The sequence below is a fragment of the Bradyrhizobium sp. IAR9 genome (genome assembly GCF_013408065.1).
In the GTDB taxonomy this organism is placed as follows: Bacteria; Pseudomonadota; Alphaproteobacteria; order Rhizobiales; family Xanthobacteraceae; genus Bradyrhizobium.
In genome coordinates this window covers 727,627-744,291 of the sequence record NZ_JACBZW010000001.1, presented here as the reverse complement: position 1 = coordinate 744,291, position 16,665 = coordinate 727,627, and the positions used below count along the sequence as shown (strand labels likewise).

The following is a 16,665-nucleotide window of genomic DNA, read 5'->3' as shown; positions in this document are numbered from 1 at the left end:
GAGAGCGAGGGATTTGCCCGGACTATGCGCGGCCGTGGCTGCACAAACGGTTAAGCGCCAGGCGCGGGCACTTCGTTAAATCCACGGCAATTCGGCCGGGAGGTTTGTTCCGATTGCATACTTGCGGGCGGAAACGGCGGGAAATCAGCGCTATTTCAGGCCGTTGGAGCCGAATGGCAATTAAGGAACATTTTACCATCCGGCCAGTCAGTCCACCCTTCGGGGGAACGTTCTCCTTCGATCCAGGGTGTTTGATTTGTTGACGGGACCTAATCATTTGTACATTAGTACAAATAGCTGGCGGGGCCTCGTGACCGCCTTGGACGCATGAGCGCGTTGCAGCTTGCGTCCGATGACGCGATCTGGTCGGCGGATCGCCAGCTGTGCCCCGGAGGAAAGCATGCAACCCGAACCGATCCTCGATCTCGCTCATCTCGGCCATATGGAGCTGCTGACGCCCAAGCCCGATGAGAGCCTGAAATTCTTCGTCGACGTCATGGGCATGACTGTCAGCGGCCAGAAGGGTGAGTCGGTCTACTTGCGCGGCTGGGACGATTACGAACGCTATTCGCTCAAGCTGACGGCATCGAAGACTTCGGGCATGGAACACATGGCACTGCGCGCGCGCAGCCAACAGGCGCTGGAGCGCCGCGTCGCCGCGCTCAAGGGTTCCGGTTTCGACATCGGCTGGATCGACGGCGACATGGGGCAGGGGCCGACGTTCCGCTGCCGCGATCCTGATGGTCACATCGTCGAGCTCTATTACGAGACCGAATGGTATCAGGCGCCGCCCGAGCTGAAACCCGCACTGAAGAACCAGGCGCAGCGCTTTCCCGCGCGCGGCGTCAATGTCCGCCGGCTCGATCATCTCAACTGCCTCGCCGTCGACATCAAGGCCAACCGCGAGTTCTTCGAGAATTACCTTGGCTGCCGCCTCACCGAGCAGATCGTGCTCAATGACGGCCGGGAAGCTGCGATGTGGTTGACGATGTCGAACAAGAGCTACGACTTCGCTTATTCGCTCGACCATTCAGGCGTGCCGGGCCGCTTCCACCACGTCACCTACGCGCTCGACAGCCGCGAAGAAATTCTGCGCGCTGCCGACATCTTCCTGGAGAATGGCATCCACATCGAGACCGGCCCGCACAAGCACGCAATCCAGCAGACCTTCTTCCTCTACGTCTACGAGCCCGGCGGCAACCGCGTCGAAGTCGCCAATGCCGGCGCACGCCTGATCCTCGCGCCGGACTGGAAGCCGATCGTGTGGACCGAGGAGGAGCGCAAGAAGGGCCAGGCGTGGGGGCTGAAGACGATCGAGTCCTTCCACACCCACGGCACGCCGCCGGTGGAGGCGAAGAAGCACGGTTAGTGGATTGAATTGCGCACCCGCGCGATCGTCTCGCGGACGCCTGACCATGCCGGCTTGCCCGGCGCGAATTGCTGGCGCAGGAAGTTGACGAGCTCCTCCACCTGTGCGTCGCTCATGCTGTTCCGGAACGCCGGCATGTAGCCCAGATCGCTCGACACGGGCTCGGCGATGCCGTGCAGGATCACCTGCACGAGATTGTCCGATGTGGCGCTGTGCAGATTGCTGTTGAGCGCGAGCGAGGGCCGGCTGCCGAACAACGGCAGGCCGCCGACCTCGTGGCAGACGGCGCAGGCTCCCTGATAGAGCCGCGCGCCGGTGGACGAGGCGACGGTGACTTGCGTTGCGCCCTCGAGTTTTACCGCGAGCGCAGGCGCATCGACCGCGGCATCGTTGAACGAATTGAGATAGACCGCCATCGCGCGGATGTCCTGGTCGGGCAGGGCCTTGAGATCCCTGACAACGGGTGCCATCGGGCCGGCGGCGACGCCGTGATAGCGTGAATGGCCGGTGCGCAAATAGGCGAACAGCTCATCCTCGCTCCACGCGATCGGGGCGTGAGAGAGCGAGGTCAGCGGCGGCGCCTCCCAGCCTTCGGCGAAGCCACCGGCGAGATAGGCATTGCGCTGCTCGGCGCCGAGCGCATTGCGCGGCGAGTGGCAGCCGCTGCAATGGCCGAGGCCCTCGACAAGATAGGCGCCGCGATTCCAGGTTTCGGACTTGGTGGGGTCGGGCTTGAATTCCTTTGCCTGGTGGAAGAGCGCATTCCAACCCGCGAGCAGCGGGCGCAGGTTGAACGGGAAGGCGAGCGTGTTCGCCGGCGCCGTCGCGCGCACTGCAGGCTGCGCCATCAGATAGGCATAGAGCGCCTGAAGGTCGGCTTCGCTTGTCTTGGAGAAGTGTGTGTAGGGAAATGCGGGATAGAGCTGCCGTCCGTCGCGATGCAAGCCGTCGCGCATCGCGCGCTCGAAGGCGGGATAGGACCATGCGCCGATGCCGGTCTCGACATCGGGGGTGATGTTGGTTGAATAGATCGTGCCGAATGGCGTCTCCAATGCGCGGCCGCCGGCATTGAGTACGCCGCCGATATTGGTGTGGCACTCCGCGCAATTGCCGAGCGCAGCAAGCTGCTCTCCCCGTGCGATCGTCGCGGTGGAATAGACCGATGCGTCGGGCCGGGCGATCGGCGCAATCGCGCGCCCCGGCAGAAGCGCCGCGCCGATGCCGATCGCGGCGGTGCAGACGGCAGCAATCGCAGCCAAGATGCCGGCGCGTTTGGCGAACGGATTCTCCCAGATGCGCGACGGCGGCGGCGCGGCGGGCGCGGGCAGGGCCTGCGGCACGGGCGAAGTTTCACCGTGCAATCCCCTCAGGATGCGTTCGGGCGTAAAGGGCGGCTCGCGAAAGCGCACGCCAGTGGCATCGAAGATCGCGTTCGCTATCGCCGCCGCGCTCGGCACCGAGGCGGATTCGCCGACGCCGAGCGGCGGCTGGTCCTGACGCGGCAGCATCAAGACGTCGATCTTGGGCACGTCGGGGAACGGGATGATGGGATAGGCGCCCCATTCCCGTGCCGCGACCGCGCCGCGCTCGAACGAGACTTCCTCCATCAGCGCGCGGCTGGTGGACTGGATGACGTTGCCGTGGATCTGGTGGCGGACGCCGTCCGGATTGATCATCAATCCGGAATCCTGTCCCGCAACCACGCGCGTCACGCTGACATCGCCGGTCGATTTGTTCACCGCGACGTCGGCAATCCAGGCCGACCACGCCGCGCCGTAGCCGGGAAACTTGCTGTGGACGTAGAGCGCATAGGCAAAGCCGCGGCCGTGGACGATCTCGCCGTCTTTCTCTTCGCGCGCCGGCCGGGGCGTCCAGCCCGCGCGTTCGGCGACCGCATTGACGAGATCGACGGCGCGCTGGTCCTTGAGGTAGCGCAGACGGTATTCGATCGGATCGACGCCGGCCTCGGTTGCGGCTTCGTCGATGTAGGATTCGTGCGCAAACGTGTTCGGCAGCGCCGAGACGCCGCGGAACCAGGAGGCGCGCACGATCGGCGGCATGTCATGGGCGACGACGCGCATGTGATCGTAATCGTAGGGCGGGATCGCCGTGCGGTCGCCCATCTGCAGCACGGCGGGCTCGGATGGAATGCGACCGGTGAGCAGCAGCGCCAGCGTCGGCGCAGCGTTCGAGGGATAACGCGTGGCGAGATCATACGCTGCGATACCGCCGTTCGCATCCAGGCCGCCATTGACGTCGATGAGCTGCGCGGTGCCCTTGGGTTCCCAGGCGTGTTCCTGCTCGCGTGTCAGCTGTACGCGGACGGGCCGGCCGACGGCGCGCGACAGCAGTAGTGCATCCGCGGTGACATCGTCAGCGCAATTGCGCCCGTAGCAGCCGGCGGCTTCCAGCCGGATCACCTCGACCTCGCTCTCGGGACGCTCGACCAACAATGCGAGGTCGCTGCGCAGCACGTGCGGATTTTGCGTGCCGGACCAGACCCGGATGTTGCCGTCCTGGAAGTCGGCAACCGCACAGGACGGGCCGATCGAGGCGTGCATCTGATACCGCCACACATAAGTGCGCTGCATCGGCTTGGCCGCGCCTGATATCGCCGCATCGACGTCGCCCTTGTCGATCAGCGTGCGCGGTGTCGATGGATTGGCGCGCAGCGCGGTCTCGACGTGGGAAAGATCGGTCAACGCCGGCGTCGGCTTCCAGCTGACTGCAAGCTGCTCGGCCGCGCGGATCGCATTTTCCTCACGTTCGGCGACGATTCCGACGAAGTCGCCGATGCGCACGACCGCCACGAGGCCAGGAATGTCGCGTACTGACGCTTCATCGACCGCGATCAGGCTGGTGCCGACGAACGGCCCGGCATCGACACCGGCATAGGGCGGTCGCACCACGCGGCCGTGCAGCATGCCGGGGACGCGGATATCGTGAACGAAGGTCAATTCGCCCGTGGCCTTGGCGGGCAGGTCGACGCGCGGCGTCGACTGACCGACGATGACATAATCGCCAACCGCTTTGACGGTGACGTCGTCGGCCAACTCCAGGCGGATCGTCTCGTCGCCGATCAATTCGCCGTAGCTGACGCTGCGGTTGTCATGTCCGCGCACCAGACCGTCCTCGATTCTGAGGTCTGCCGCCGGCAGCTCCAGCCGCTCGGCCGCGCGCGCGATCAGGAAGTGACGGGCTTGCGCCGCGGCCTTGCGCAGGGGCACGGCGGTGATCTGGATGGTCTCGCTCGCGATCGTCGCGCCCTGGTTCGGCACCACCGCAGTGTCGCCGAGCACCACGACGACACGCGCAAAGGACACATCCAGCTCTTCGGCGACGATCTGGCCGAGCGCGGTGCGGATGCCGGTGCCGAGATCGACATGGCCGTTATACGCGCTGATCGATCCATCCGCGGTGATGCGGATGAAAGTCTCGGACGTGAGTTCATCCACGGTGCGGACGACGGCGAGCGAACCGGACTGGCGCTCAGCTCCATCAGGGGCAGGGGAGGCCATCAATCAACGGCCTCGGTGAGCTGGCCTGAAGCGCGCATCACGGCGCGCAGGATTTCGACATGCGTGCCGCAGCGGCAGAGATTGTAGCGCAGCGCCGCCAGCGCTTCCTGCTCGGTCGGCCGCGGGTTGATCGCGAGCAGCGCCTTGGTGGTCATGATCATGCCGTTGAGGCAATAGCCGCATTGCGCGGCCTGCTCGTCGATGAAGGCCTGCTGCACGAGGTCAGGCTTGTCGCGCGTGCCGAGCCCTTCGAGCGTCACGATGTCGCGGCCGGCGCAGCCACCGACGGGAATCACGCAGGAGCGGGCCGCCGTCCCGTCGATCAGGACAGTGCAGGTGCCGCATTCGCCGAGGCCGCATCCATATTTCGGGCCGTTGAGCGCGAGATCGTTGCGCAGCACGTAGAGCAGCGGCGTCTCCGGCGCTGCAGCGACCTCGTGGATCCCCCCGTTCACGGTGAGGCGGATCGGTGTCTGCGTCATCCTCGTTTCCAAGCGCTCGGCCAAAGTCATGGCGAAAATCTACGTCGCGACGATACCGTTTGTACACAAACGTGCAAGCCATGCATGCCGCACTGCAGCGCGACTGCCTTCTTTGTGGACAGAGCGGATAGGCAAATGAGGTTTTATGCAGCAGCCGCATCTTTTGCGCTGCACCGCCGCTTGACAGCCATCCGGGGCGCGCGCAACATCGTTCGTATACGAATGATAACCGCGGTCTCGCTGGCTCTGACATGGTGATGGAAACGACGAGCGCTGCTATCGACAAGATCCGCTGCGATGCTTGTCCGGTGATGTGTTACATCAAGCCGGGCGCGGCGGGCGCCTGCGATCGCTACGCCAACCACGACGGCAAGCTCGTCCGCGTCGATCCGCATGTGATCCTGGAGCGCACGGTCTCGCATGGCGGCAAGCTGGTCCCGTTCAGCCGCACCGAAGACTGGGACGGCAAGATCGTCCACGAACCTTCGACCTTTGTGACTGCGATCGGTGCGGGCACGACCTACCCCGATTACAAGCCGGCGCCGTTCATCGTCTCCGCGGAGGTCGACGGCGTCGACATGGTGACTGTCGTCACCGAGGGCATTTTCTCCTATTGCGGCATCAAGGTGAAGATCGACACCGACCGCTATCTGGGGCCGGAGACCGCGACCGTGCGCGCGCAGGGCGAGGCGGTCGGCCATGTCACCACGAGCGAATACGGCTCGCAGATGCTGTCGCTGGGCGGCGTGCATCATCTCACCGGCGGCTCCAAGAAGGAGGGCCGCATCACCTGCGACACGCTGATGGATCTCGCCAATTGCAAGGCGGTCGAGCTGACCATCGACGGCGGCGCGAGCGTCGTCGTCCAGGCCGGCCAACCGCCGATCGTCAACGGCATGAAAGAAGAGCGCATGCGCGTCGGCTGCGGCTCGGCGACGATCGGCATGTTCGCCAAGCAATGGCACGGCAAGGTCGACGAAGTCGTCGTGGTCGACGACCACATCACCGGCGTGCTCTCGGAGCATCAGGCCGGAAAGCTGCTCGATATCGCCGATACCGGCATCAAGATGAAGGGCCGCCGCTCGACGCCCGGCCGCTATTTCCAGGTCGCAGATCCCGGCACGGGGTGGGGTGGCACCAACATCTCGGATCCGCTGGCCATCCTTGGGCCGTTCGATGCCAAGGAGGCAAGACCGGGTCTCTCGATGCTGATGGTCTCCACGACCGGCGAGCATTCGTCTTACTACGTGCTTGACGAGGCCCTGAAGCCGGTCGAGACCGAGATGCCGGATGATCTGAAATTCTCGGTCGAGCGCATCCAGGAGAATTGCGAGCCGGCGCTGTGCACGGTGCTGTTCATGGCCGGTGCCGGCGGCTCGCTGCGTGCCGGTGTCACCGACAATCCGGTGCGGCTGACGCGCTCGGTGAAGGACGCGCTGACGCGCGTCACCAGCGGCGGTGCACCGGTCTATGTCTGGCCGGGGGGCGGCATCACCTACATGGTCGACGTGACGCAGATGCCGGCGGGCGCGTTCGGCTACGTGCCGACGCCGGCGCTGGTTGCGCCGATCGAGTTCACGATGAAGCTGTCCGACTATGCCGCGCTCGGCGGGCACATGGATTACGTGAAGCCGCTCTCCGAGGTCCAGAACGGCGACGATGTCCGCCAGCTGCCCTGGCAGAACCCGATCCCGGGACCTCGGGCATGACGCGGCTCCCGCAAATCGCATTGCTGTCTGATGGCCGGCGGCTGCATTTGCAGGATGGACCGATTGATCTGGTCGTTGAGGCGAGGGGGCGCTCGGACGATGTGCGTGCAGCCTATGAGGCGGCTGTGCGCCGCTTCACCGGACTGCTCGACGAGCTCTGCGCCGAATTGCCGGAGCTGCGCACGGCCGCCGGGAATCGGACTTCGCTGAAGGGCGTGGTGGCCCGCCGGATGCATGCCGCTGTCGCACCCTATGCCTCCGATTGCTTCATCACGCCGATGGCGGCTGTTGCCGGTAGCGTGGCGGAGGAGATCCTGGGCGCCATGCTAGGCGCTGCGACGCTGAATCAGGCCTATGTCAACAATGGCGGCGATATCGCGCTTCATCTCGGCAAGGGCGAGCATTTTTCGGTCGGCCTGATGGACCGGCCCGATCGCGCCGGCGTGATGCGGACGATGAGGGTTGACGCGGATGACCCCGTGCGGGGCATCGCGACAAGCGGCCGGCACGGCCGCAGCTTTTCGCTCGGCATTGCCGATGCCGTGACGGTGCTGGCGGCAACGGCGTCGCAGGCCGATGCGGCGGCCACGATCATCGGCAACGCTGTCGATCTGCCCGGGCATCCCTCCATCATCCGGACGCCTGCAAGCGAGCTGCAGCCCGACAGCGATCTCGGCGAGCGTCTCGTGACGCGCGACGTCGGCGAGTTGTCGCAGGACGAGATCGCCGTCGCGCTCGAATCTGGCGCGGAATGTGCACGCCAATTGTTCGATCGCGGATTGATCGAGGGTGCCGTGGTGCGGCTTTGTGGTGATATGCTTGTCATCGAACCTAAGGATATAGAAGAGCAACGAACGCGCCCGCTTGTGCTGGAGAACGCGGTCTGTGCCTGAACGGGGAAGCGAAACATGAGCGCGATCATCCGCAAGATCGTCACCGTCGTCGAAGAGACGCAGATGGAGATGGGCCGCCAGGTCTCGCCGCCGACCCGGCGTGCCGCGGCGATCGCAGTCATCGAAAATCCCTTTGCCGGACAGTATGTCGAGGATCTCTCGCCGCTGATCGCAATCGGCGAGGAGCTGGGCGAGCTGTTGTCGAAGCGCGCCGTGGCGGCGCTTGGCATCGATGGTGCGAAGGCGCAAAGCTATGGCAAGGCCGCCGCCGTCGGCGAGAACGGTGAGCTGGAGCATGCCGCCGCGATCCTCCACCCCAAGTTGGGCGCGCCGGTGCGCAAGGTGCTGGGCAAGGGCGCGGCTCTGATCCCGTCGTCGAAGAAGCGCAGCGGGCCGGGTACGACGCTCGACATCCCGCTGGGGCACAAGGACGCAGCCTTCGTGCGCAGCCATTTCGACGGCATGGAAGTGCAGATCAACGACGCGCCGCGTGCCAACGAGATCATGGTCGCGGTCGCCGTCACCGACAGCGGCCGTCCGCTGCCGCGCGTCGGCGGGCTCACGGTTGCGGAAGTGAAGGGCGAGGACGGTCTGAGATAGGGCTCGAAGCGGGAGGCGGGCACAGCCTCTCGGATGAGATCACGCGGAAGACGTAAAGAGTTCAAAACTGGAGGTTGGGATGCGAGCAAGAAATTACTTCGTCGGCGCGGCCTTCGCGCTTCTGGCGGGCGGCATGGCTCATTCGGCCCTGGCGCAGGACATCAAGATCGGCGAGATCAACAGCTATTCGCTGCTGCCGGCGTTCACCGAGCCCTATCGCAAGGGCTGGCAGCTCGCGGTCGAAGAGATCAACGCGGCCGGCGGCATCAATGGCAAGAAGCTCGTTGTGATCTCCAAGGACGACGGCGGCAAGCCGGCGGACGCGCAGACCGCGGCGAACGAGTTGGTGTCGAGCGAGGGTGTCGCGATGCTGACGGGTACGTTCCTGTCGAACATCGGCCTTGCCGTCAGCGACTTCGCCAACCAGAAGAAGGTGTTCTTCCTCGCGGCCGAGCCGCTGACGGATGCCGTGACCTGGTCCAAGGGTAACAAGTACACCTTCCGCCTGCGTCCCTCGAACTACATGCAGGCGGCGATGCTGGTGGAAGCAGCCGCAAAGCTGCCGGCCAAGCGCTGGGCGACGATCGCGCCAAACTATGAGTACGGCCAGTCCGCCGTTGCCGTGTTCAAGAAGCTGATGTCGGAGAAGCGCCCTGACATCCAGTGGGTCGACGAGCAGTGGCCGCCGCAGGGCAAGATCGACGCGGGCCCCGTGGTGCAGGCGGTTGCCGCCGCCAATCCCGAAGCGATTCTCAACGTCACCTTCGGTGCCGACCTCGTCAAGCTCGTGCGCGAAGGCAACACCCGCGGCCTGTTCAAGGGCCGCGAGGTGGTCTCCTTCCTGACCGGCGAGCCGGAATATCTCGATCCGCTCAAGGATGAGACGCCCGAGGGCTGGATCGTCACCGGGTATCCCTGGTACTCGATCAAGACGCCCGAGCATGACGCGTTCCTGAAGGCGTACCAGGCCAAGTACAACGACTATCCGCGCCTCGGCTCCATCGTCGGCTACCAAACCATCAAGGCGGCCGCCGCGATCCTGGTGAAGGCGGGCTCGACCGATCCGGAGAAGCTGATCGCTGCCGCGGAGGGACTGTCGATGTCCTCGCCATTCGGCGAGATCACCTTCCGCAAGATCGACCATCAGTCGACGCTCGGTGCTTTCGTCGGCAAGACCGCGCTGAAGGACGGCAAGGGCGTGATGGTGGATTCGGCTTACAAGAAGGGCGCGGACTATCTGCCCAGCGATGCCGAAGTCGAGAAGCTGCGTCCGAAGGATTGATGTCTTCCTTCTCCCTCGCCCCGCTTGCGGGGAGAGGGTCGGGGGGAGGGGGAGCCTCCGCGAGGGAGGTGACAGCGAGCCCCTGCGGAGACTCCCCCTCACCCGAATTTGCGCATCGCGCAAATTCGACCTCTCCCCGCAAGCGGGGAGAGGTGGACCAAGACCCGCGTGCCGCGGCATGCAACACCAACCCGGACCGCCGATGGCCTTTTACGTCGTACAGTTTCTGACCGGTCTCGCCAGCGCGGCGTCGCTATTCCTGGTGGCCTCGGGCCTGTCGATCATCTTCGGCGTGACGCGGATCGTGAATTTCGCGCATGGCGCCTTCTACATGATCGGCGCTTACATCGCCTTCACGCTCACCGAGCGCCTGTCGGGTGCCTTCGGCTTCTGGGGCAGTATCGTTCTCGCGGCGATTGCGGTGGCGCTGATCGGTGTCCTCGTCGAGATGGTGCTGCTCCGGCGCATCTACCATGCGCCTGAACTGTTCCAGCTGCTCGCAACCTTCGGCCTGACCTTGATGGTCGAGGATCTCGTGGTGCTGATCTGGGGGCCTGACGATCTCGTCGGCCGTCGTGCGCCCGGCTTCAAGGGGGCCATCGATTTCTTCGGCCAGAACATCCCAAGCTACGACCTGTTCCTGATAGTGCTCGGGCCCGTCGTGCTCGGCATCCTCTGGCTGCTGTTCCAGCGCACGCGCTGGGGCGTCCTGGTGCGCGCGGCGACGCAAGACCGCGACATGGTCGCAGCCCTCGGCGTCAATCAGAAATGGCTGTTCACGTCCGTGTTCGCGGTCGGCGTCTTCCTCGCCGCGCTTGGCGGCGCGCTTCAGATTCCGCGCGATGCCGTGCATCACGCCATGGATCTGCGCATCATCGTCGAAGTCTTTGTCGTGGTCGTGATCGGCGGCCTCGGCAGCATCGTCGGTGCGTTCGTCGCGGCGGTGCTGGTCTCCGAGCTCAACGCCTTCGGCATCCTGATCTTCCCCAAGATTTCCATCATCCTGGTCTTCCTGGTGATGGCGGTGGTGCTGATCGTGCGACCGTGGGGCCTATTCGGCAAACCGGAGGCGCCGGCACGCAAGACGCCGGGGCTCACCGTCAATCCGTGGCGGCCATTGACGTCGAACGAGCGGCTTGCGGCGCTTGCGGCGCTCGTGATCGCGGCGATGCTGCCGCTGTTCGCCGGTAACTACGCGCTGACCGTCGGCTCGGAGATCGCGATCTTCGTCATCTTCGCCGTCAGCCTGCACTTCCTGATGTCGGTCGGCGGGCTCGCGTCCTTCGGCCATGCCGCTTATTTTGGCCTCGGCGCCTATGGCGTCGCTTTCCTCGCCAAGATGGCGGGGCTGCCGATGATCGTGTGCCTGTTGCTCGGGCCGCTGCTCGGCTGCATGGGCGCGGCCGTGTTCGGCTTCTTCGCCGTGCAGCTCTCCGGCGTCTACTTCGCCATGCTGACGCTCGCCTTCGCGCAGATCGTCTGGTCGATCGCGTTCCAATGGGTGAGCGTCACCGGCGGCGACAACGGCATATTGGGCGTCTGGCCGGAAAAATGGGCGGCGAGCCCGTCGCACTTCTACTGGTTGGCGCTCGGCGTTGCTACGCTGGTGACCATCGCGCTGCGGGCGATGGTGTTCTCGCCATTCGGCTACGCGCTAAGGGCGACGCGCGACTCTTTGCTGCGCACCGAGGCGATCGGCATCAATGCCAAGCGCATCCAGTGGACGGCCTTCGTGATCGCAGGGACGACCGCCGGCATCGGCGGCGCGCTGTTTGCCTACCTCAAGGGCAGTGTCTTCCCAGACAATCTCGGCATTTCGCTCTCGGTCGATGCGCTGGTGATGGTGCTGCTCGGCGGTGTCGAGACGGTGTCCGGCGCGGTGATCGGCGCCATCGTCTACAAAGCCCTGAACATCTGGCTGGTCAGCCAGACCGATTTGTCGAAGCTCGTGCTCGGCGGCTTCATCATGTTGATCGTCGTCGTCTTCCCCAAGGGCATTGTCGGCATGCTGGAGATGCTGGCGCAGCGCCGCAGGAAGGCATCGCCGCCGGGGTCTCCCTTGCTTGCCAAGCCGATCGAGTCTGCCGAATGAGTGTTGCACCTCCGCTTCTCGCCGTTGAAGGCTTGACCAAATCGTATGGCGGCATCCACGCCGTGCGCGGTGTGTCGTTCTCGCTGCGAGCCGGCGAGATTCTGGCGCTGATCGGGCCGAACGGCGCGGGAAAAAGCACCTGCTTCGACATGCTCAACGGCCAGAACAAGCCCGATACCGGCCATGTTCGCCTGCTCGGTGAAGAGATCACGGGCAGGAAGCCGCGGGAGGTCTGGCGGCTCGGCGTCGGGCGCACCTTCCAGATCACCGCGACCTTCGCCACCATGACCGTGCGCGAGAACGTGCAGGTCGCACTAATTTCGCACGGCAAGCAGCTGTTCAATCTGTTCGGTTCGGCACCGAAGTTCGACCGCGGCGAGGCCGGCCGTCTGCTCGAATTGGTCGGCATGGGCGGCTATGCCGATCGGCCCTGCGGTGAGCTTGCCTATGGCGACCTCAAGCGGCTCGAGCTTGCGGTGGCGCTCGCCAACCAGCCCAAGCTGTTGTTGATGGACGAGCCGACCGCCGGCATGGCGCCGCGCGAACGGGTCGACCTGATGCGGCTGACCGCGAGCATTGCGCGGGAGAAATCGATCGGCGTGCTCTTCACCGAGCACGACATGGACGTGGTGTTCGAGCACGCCGACCGCATCATCGTGTTGAATCGAGGGACGTTGATCGCCGAGGGCACGCCAGCCGAGGTGCGCGGCAATCCGCAGGTGCAGGCGGTCTATCTCGGCGAGGGCCTGGTCTACGATGCCCGCCATCGCGAGGGAGCATCAACATGAAGCTCACCGTCGAGGGCCTCAACAGCCATTATGGCCCGGCGCATATCCTGTTCGACATCGGCTTCGAGGTCGGCGAGGGCGAGGTGGTTGCGCTGCTCGGGCGCAACGGTGCCGGCAAGTCGACGACGTTCCGCTCGATCGTCGGCCTGGTCGCGCAACGAACCGGCCGCATCATGTTCGAGGGCAAGGACGTCTCGGCCAAGCCGACCCACGAGATCGTGCGCGAGGGACTCGGCTATGTGCCGGAGGAGCGCCGGATATTCACCGACCTGACCGTCGAGGAAAATCTCGAAGTGGGCAAGCAGCCCAAGCGTCCGAACGCGCCGCATTGGACGCGCGAAAAGCTGTTCGCGCTGTTTCCAAATCTCGGCGAGATGAAGAACCGTCCCGGCGGCCGCATGAGCGGCGGCGAGCAGCAGATGCTGACGATCGCGCGCACGCTGATGGGCAATCCGTCGCTGGTGCTGCTGGACGAGCCCTCGGAGGGCCTGTCGCCGAAGATCGTGGAGCAGATGGTCGACGCCATCCTGACCATGAAGAAGGAGGGCGTCAGCATCGTCGTCTCCGAGCAAAATTTGCATTTCGCGCGGTTGATTTCCGATCGCGCCTACATCATCGAGCGCGGCCGCATCTGCTTCGGCGGTACCATGGCCGAGCTCGATGCGCGTCCGGATATCCGCGACGCGCATCTGTCGTTGTGAGAGGCGGGGGACGGATGGCGAGAAGTGTCGCGGTGAAGAAGGGCGTCAAACCGGCAAAACCGCCTTACGTGCTCGACGAGCAGGTCGGTTTCATCCTGCGCCAGGTCTGGCAGCGCCACAGCTCGATCTTCTCCCGCGATATCGGCACCAATCTGACGCCGACGCAGTGGGCGGCATTGTCGAAGCTCGCCGAGACCGGGCCGTGCTCGCAGAACCAGCTCGGCCGGCTGACGGCGATGGACGTCGCGACGATCAAGGGCGTGATCGATCGGCTCACGGCGCGCGGGTTGACCGAAACCAGCCAGGATCCCGAGGACGGTCGGCGGCTGCTGGTCAGCCTGACGCGCGCCGGTCAGCAGCTTTCGGAGAAGGTCGCGCCGAACGCGCTCGCCATCACCCGCGAGACGCTGGCGCCGCTCGACACGAAAGAGCGCGAGATGCTGATGGCGCTGTTGAACAAGCTGCGGTGAGGGTGCCGTAGAAGGTCTCGTAGGGTGGGCAAAGGCGCGAAGCGCCGTGCCCACCACTTCTCAATGGTGGGCATGCTTCCGCCGTCGCTCTTCGAGCTATGGCGGACAAGTCGCTTTGCCCACCCTACGGCAGTTGAACGAGGTGCGGGGACGGGCGACTAACCTCGATGAGGGACTTGTCGAGGTATTAGTCATGAGAGTCGCGGCGAAGTTTACGATGCTCCTCACTCTCGGTGCGGTGCTGGCGGGCAGTTGCGCGCCTGCCTTTGCCGCGCAGCCCTACGAGGGCTTCTGGGCGTCCACCAAAAAAGACTGCCGCGATGACGACAGCCCCAACCGCATGAGCATCGAAGGCGGCAATCGCCTCTACTGGTACGAGACGCGCTGCCGCGCCGGCGAGATCACCGCCGACGGAAAGCTCGGCTGGAAAATGAAGCTCGCCTGCGAAGGCGAGGGCGAGAAGTTTCGCTCCAATCCCCGGGTCTCCATCGCCGTGGACGGCAAGCTGGTGATGGACAACGGACCGGTCGGGCAGGCCAAGCGCCAGACCTATGTGCGATGTGAGATCGCGAAGAAGCGCTGATCTCGAACGCTTACGTCTTGCCCGGCCATTTGGCGCGGTAGCGAATTTCGCTGCCGTCTGCGAGCCGCCGCCAGGTCCCGAACTCCGGCGTATGCGGCGCCCGGGCCGTCAAGTCGATCGGGTAGATGCGGCTCGGCTGGCCCTGGATATTGACAGCGAGCTGCCGGTGCGAGGTTCGAAACGCGAGCTCGACTTCGCCTGCGATGACGGGCTGGTCGCCGTCACGATAGAAGGCGGCCGGGGTCACTTCGCCCGGCATCGTGTTGAGGTCGGTCTGCAATTCGATGGTGATGCCCTGGGCCGATGTCGGCACCGCGACCCCGGCCGGAAAACGGACCTCAAATACGAGCAGGGGATTGCCGCCGTTCCGGTTGAGCCATGGCGTCGCAGTCGCATAGGCGTAAGCGATGTAGATGCCGATCCCGGCGACGCAGAGCAGGACGACGACGCCGAGAGACTTCAGGCTGTTGCGCGCGATGCTGCCATTGCCCGCGTCCTGGCCTGAACGCCTCACCAGCCAGTTGGCAACCACCGCGCCGGCGATCGCGCCGATGGGGGAGTAAACGAACAGTCCCAACAGACCCGAGGTGATCGGGTCCGCGCGGTTGCCGAAATCGAATAGGGAAAACAGCACAAAGATCGCGACATGGCCCGCCACCGCGCCAGCAACGCCGACGGCTATTCGCGATGAGTTCTTCATGTTTCCCTCGATGGTCCAGCAATGAAATGCCGCCGCCGGGGGCTGCCTGCGTTAGACGCAGCAGGTCGCAGACTTGTTCAACGCCATCGAGGGGCGATGCCGAGCGGTGTGCCGCTCCGGCTGCGTCACTTCGCCACCACCTCCGGCACTTTCCCCGCGGGCGGCGTGTTCCGGCTGCGCTGGGTGCGCACGATGCCGTCGATGATGGTCATGCCGATGCCCGGGAGGTCGCCGAGCTGGACGCTCTCCAGGATGTTCTTGCCGGGCGAGTGCTGGGCCTTGTCCATGATGACGAAGTCGGCGGAACGGCCGACTTCAATGAGGCCGCAATCGAGCTCGCGCATCCGGGCGGTGTTGCCGGTGGCGAGACAGAACGCAAGCTCGGCCGGCAGTTCGCCGAGCGAGGACAGCATCGAGACCATGCGCAAAATGCCGAGCGGCTGCACGCCGGAGCCGGCGGGCGCGTCGGTGCCGAGGATGACCCGGTGCAGATCGCCCATCTCGCGCGCGGTGCGCAGCGTAAACAGAGCGGAGCGCTCGTTGCCGTTATGCACCAGCTCGAGGCCGCGCTTGCAGCCCTCGCAGATGCAGCGGATCTGGTCGTCGGGCAGGGCGGTGTGGCCGCCATTGATGTGGCCGACCACGTCGGTATCGGCCTCCAGCACGACGTCCTTGTCGATCAGGCCGGAGCCGGGGATCGAGGGGCCGCCGGTGTGGATGGTGCTCTGGATGCCGTATTTGCGCGCCCAGCCGACCATCTTGCGCGCGGTCGGACCGTCCTTGACGCCGCCGAGGCCGACCTCGCCGAGCAGCTTGACGCCGGCGGCGGCCAGCTCCTTGAAGTCCTCCTCGACCATCTCGCATTCGATCACCGGCGCGCCGGCGTGAACCTTCACGCCGCCGGGGCGCAAATTCCAGAATGCGCGCTGCGCAAAGATCGCCATCGCCTTCAGCCCGACGACGTCGCGGGGGCGGCCGGGCATGTGCACCTCGCCGGCGGAGATCATGGTGGTAACGCCGCCATGGAGGTTGCTGTCGATCCACCCGATCTGGTTCTGACGCGGCGTCCAGTCGCCCGCCACAGGGTGGACGTGGCTGTCGATCAGGCCCGGCGCGACCGTGGTCCCGTTGGCCTCGACGATCGTGGTCGCGCCTTCAATGTCGACGTCCTTGAAGCGGCCGATTGCGGTGATCTTGCCGTTCTCGGCGACGATGGTGTCGCCATTCAGGATCGGCTTTTCCAGGGCGCCGGACAGGATCAGGCCGATATTCCGGATCACGAGCTTCGAGGGTCCGGTGGCCTGGGGTGCGTCATGCGCCATGGAAGGGGCTCCTTATTCCTAACTGCAACGCTTTCGATCTTGGGCAGCCTTGACCGCGGGATCAAGCAGGATTATTCATTAGTATACGAATGATCGTGTACAAACGACGCATAGCTGCCCGCCTCGGAACCGCATTGGAAGCGACAGGGAAGTGAG

14 protein-coding genes are annotated in these 16,665 nt (G+C 65.0%); 10 read left to right on the top strand and 4 right to left on the bottom strand.

Going from position 1 to position 16,665, the window contains the following annotated elements; all coding sequences use genetic code 11:
• The first annotated feature begins 400 nt into the window (after window positions 1-400).
• On the top strand, window positions 401-1,369 hold the full coding sequence (locus GGD67_RS03630; protein ID WP_179730946.1) for a catechol 2,3-dioxygenase: 969 nt from the start codon (window positions 401-403) through the stop codon (window positions 1,367-1,369).
• Here GGD67_RS03630 and GGD67_RS03625 read toward each other — a convergent pair.
• Together GGD67_RS03625 and GGD67_RS03620 are read right to left on the bottom strand one after the other, a co-directional pair.
• Entirely contained in the window at window positions 1,366-4,887 is a 3,522-nt protein-coding gene (locus GGD67_RS03625) for a molybdopterin cofactor-binding domain-containing protein (protein ID WP_179730944.1), read from the bottom strand. The genes GGD67_RS03630 and GGD67_RS03625 overlap by 4 nt on opposite strands.
• Entirely contained in the window at window positions 4,887-5,369 is a 483-nt protein-coding gene (locus GGD67_RS03620) for a (2Fe-2S)-binding protein (RefSeq protein WP_018320967.1), read from the bottom strand. Before GGD67_RS03620 ends, GGD67_RS03625 begins: the two co-directional genes overlap by 1 nt.
• Before the next feature lie 251 nt (window positions 5,370-5,620).
• On the opposite strand from GGD67_RS03620, the gene GGD67_RS03615 reads away from it, so the two are divergent.
• The 9 genes from GGD67_RS03615 (at window position 5,621) to GGD67_RS03575 (ending at window position 14,487) form a co-directional block, all read left to right on the top strand.
• Entirely contained in the window at window positions 5,621-7,078 is a 1,458-nt protein-coding gene (locus GGD67_RS03615; RefSeq protein WP_179730942.1) for a 6-hydroxynicotinate reductase, read from the top strand.
• A complete protein-coding gene (locus GGD67_RS03610; protein WP_179730941.1) occupies window positions 7,075-7,971 on the top strand; it encodes a UPF0280 family protein in 897 nt (298 codons plus the stop codon). Before GGD67_RS03615 ends, GGD67_RS03610 begins: the two co-directional genes overlap by 4 nt.
• 15 nt (window positions 7,972-7,986) lie before the next feature.
• Window positions 7,987-8,571 carry an amino acid synthesis family protein gene (locus GGD67_RS03605; protein ID WP_179730938.1) on the top strand — a complete coding sequence of 195 codons (585 nt, stop codon included), beginning with the start codon at window positions 7,987-7,989 and terminating at the stop codon, window positions 8,569-8,571.
• Window positions 8,572-8,650: 79 nt separating this feature from the next.
• Window positions 8,651-9,853, top strand: coding sequence for an ABC transporter substrate-binding protein (locus tag GGD67_RS03600; RefSeq protein WP_179730936.1), 1,203 nt, complete (start codon window positions 8,651-8,653; stop codon window positions 9,851-9,853).
• A 202-nt stretch (window positions 9,854-10,055) separates the two neighbouring features.
• Entirely contained in the window at window positions 10,056-11,945 is a 1,890-nt protein-coding gene (locus tag GGD67_RS03595) for an ABC transporter permease (RefSeq protein WP_179731422.1), read from the top strand.
• Window positions 11,942-12,733, top strand: coding sequence for an ABC transporter ATP-binding protein (locus GGD67_RS03590; protein ID WP_018320973.1), 792 nt, complete (start codon window positions 11,942-11,944; stop codon window positions 12,731-12,733). Before GGD67_RS03595 ends, GGD67_RS03590 begins: the two co-directional genes overlap by 4 nt.
• Window positions 12,730-13,434 (top strand): ABC transporter ATP-binding protein, encoded by a 705-nt coding sequence (locus tag GGD67_RS03585; protein ID WP_018320974.1) that lies wholly within the window; start codon window positions 12,730-12,732, stop codon window positions 13,432-13,434. The genes GGD67_RS03590 and GGD67_RS03585 overlap by 4 nt, the downstream gene beginning before the upstream one ends.
• 14 nt (window positions 13,435-13,448) lie before the next feature.
• Complete coding sequence (locus GGD67_RS03580) at window positions 13,449-13,904, top strand: MarR family winged helix-turn-helix transcriptional regulator (RefSeq protein WP_018320975.1); 456 nt, start codon at window positions 13,449-13,451, stop codon at window positions 13,902-13,904.
• Between the two features lie 193 nt (window positions 13,905-14,097).
• On the top strand, window positions 14,098-14,487 hold the full coding sequence (locus GGD67_RS03575) for a hypothetical protein (RefSeq protein ID WP_018320976.1): 390 nt from the start codon (window positions 14,098-14,100) through the stop codon (window positions 14,485-14,487).
• Between the two features lie 10 nt (window positions 14,488-14,497).
• On the opposite strand, the gene GGD67_RS03570 is transcribed toward GGD67_RS03575, so the two are convergent.
• Together GGD67_RS03570 and GGD67_RS03565 are read right to left on the bottom strand one after the other, a co-directional pair.
• Entirely contained in the window at window positions 14,498-15,187 is a 690-nt protein-coding gene (locus GGD67_RS03570; RefSeq protein WP_179730934.1) for a hypothetical protein, read from the bottom strand.
• 125 nt (window positions 15,188-15,312) lie between these two features.
• Window positions 15,313-16,509 (bottom strand): amidohydrolase family protein, encoded by a 1,197-nt coding sequence (locus tag GGD67_RS03565; RefSeq protein ID WP_179730932.1) that lies wholly within the window; start codon window positions 16,507-16,509, stop codon window positions 15,313-15,315.
• Between the last annotated feature and the right edge of the window lie 156 nt (window positions 16,510-16,665).

Excerpts from the sequence above, each read along its gene's own strand:
- GGD67_RS03630 (WP_179730946.1), top strand. The coding sequence starts at position 401 with ATGCAACCCGAACCGATCCTCGATCTCGCTCATCTCGGCCATATGGAG.
- GGD67_RS03625 (WP_179730944.1), bottom strand. The coding sequence starts at position 4,887 with ATGGCCTCCCCTGCCCCTGATGGAGCTGAGCGCCAGTCCGGTTCGCTC.
- GGD67_RS03620 (WP_018320967.1), bottom strand. The coding sequence starts at position 5,369 with ATGACGCAGACACCGATCCGCCTCACCGTGAACGGGGGGATCCACGAG.
- GGD67_RS03615 (WP_179730942.1), top strand. The coding sequence starts at position 5,621 with ATGGTGATGGAAACGACGAGCGCTGCTATCGACAAGATCCGCTGCGAT.
- GGD67_RS03610 (WP_179730941.1), top strand. The coding sequence starts at position 7,075 with ATGACGCGGCTCCCGCAAATCGCATTGCTGTCTGATGGCCGGCGGCTG.
- GGD67_RS03605 (WP_179730938.1), top strand. The coding sequence starts at position 7,987 with ATGAGCGCGATCATCCGCAAGATCGTCACCGTCGTCGAAGAGACGCAG.
- GGD67_RS03600 (WP_179730936.1), top strand. The coding sequence starts at position 8,651 with ATGCGAGCAAGAAATTACTTCGTCGGCGCGGCCTTCGCGCTTCTGGCG.
- GGD67_RS03595 (WP_179731422.1), top strand. The coding sequence starts at position 10,056 with ATGGCCTTTTACGTCGTACAGTTTCTGACCGGTCTCGCCAGCGCGGCG.
- GGD67_RS03590 (WP_018320973.1), top strand. The coding sequence starts at position 11,942 with ATGAGTGTTGCACCTCCGCTTCTCGCCGTTGAAGGCTTGACCAAATCG.
- GGD67_RS03585 (WP_018320974.1), top strand. The coding sequence starts at position 12,730 with ATGAAGCTCACCGTCGAGGGCCTCAACAGCCATTATGGCCCGGCGCAT.
- GGD67_RS03580 (WP_018320975.1), top strand. The coding sequence starts at position 13,449 with ATGGCGAGAAGTGTCGCGGTGAAGAAGGGCGTCAAACCGGCAAAACCG.
- GGD67_RS03575 (WP_018320976.1), top strand. The coding sequence starts at position 14,098 with ATGAGAGTCGCGGCGAAGTTTACGATGCTCCTCACTCTCGGTGCGGTG.
- GGD67_RS03570 (WP_179730934.1), bottom strand. The coding sequence starts at position 15,187 with ATGAAGAACTCATCGCGAATAGCCGTCGGCGTTGCTGGCGCGGTGGCG.
- GGD67_RS03565 (WP_179730932.1), bottom strand. The coding sequence starts at position 16,509 with ATGGCGCATGACGCACCCCAGGCCACCGGACCCTCGAAGCTCGTGATC.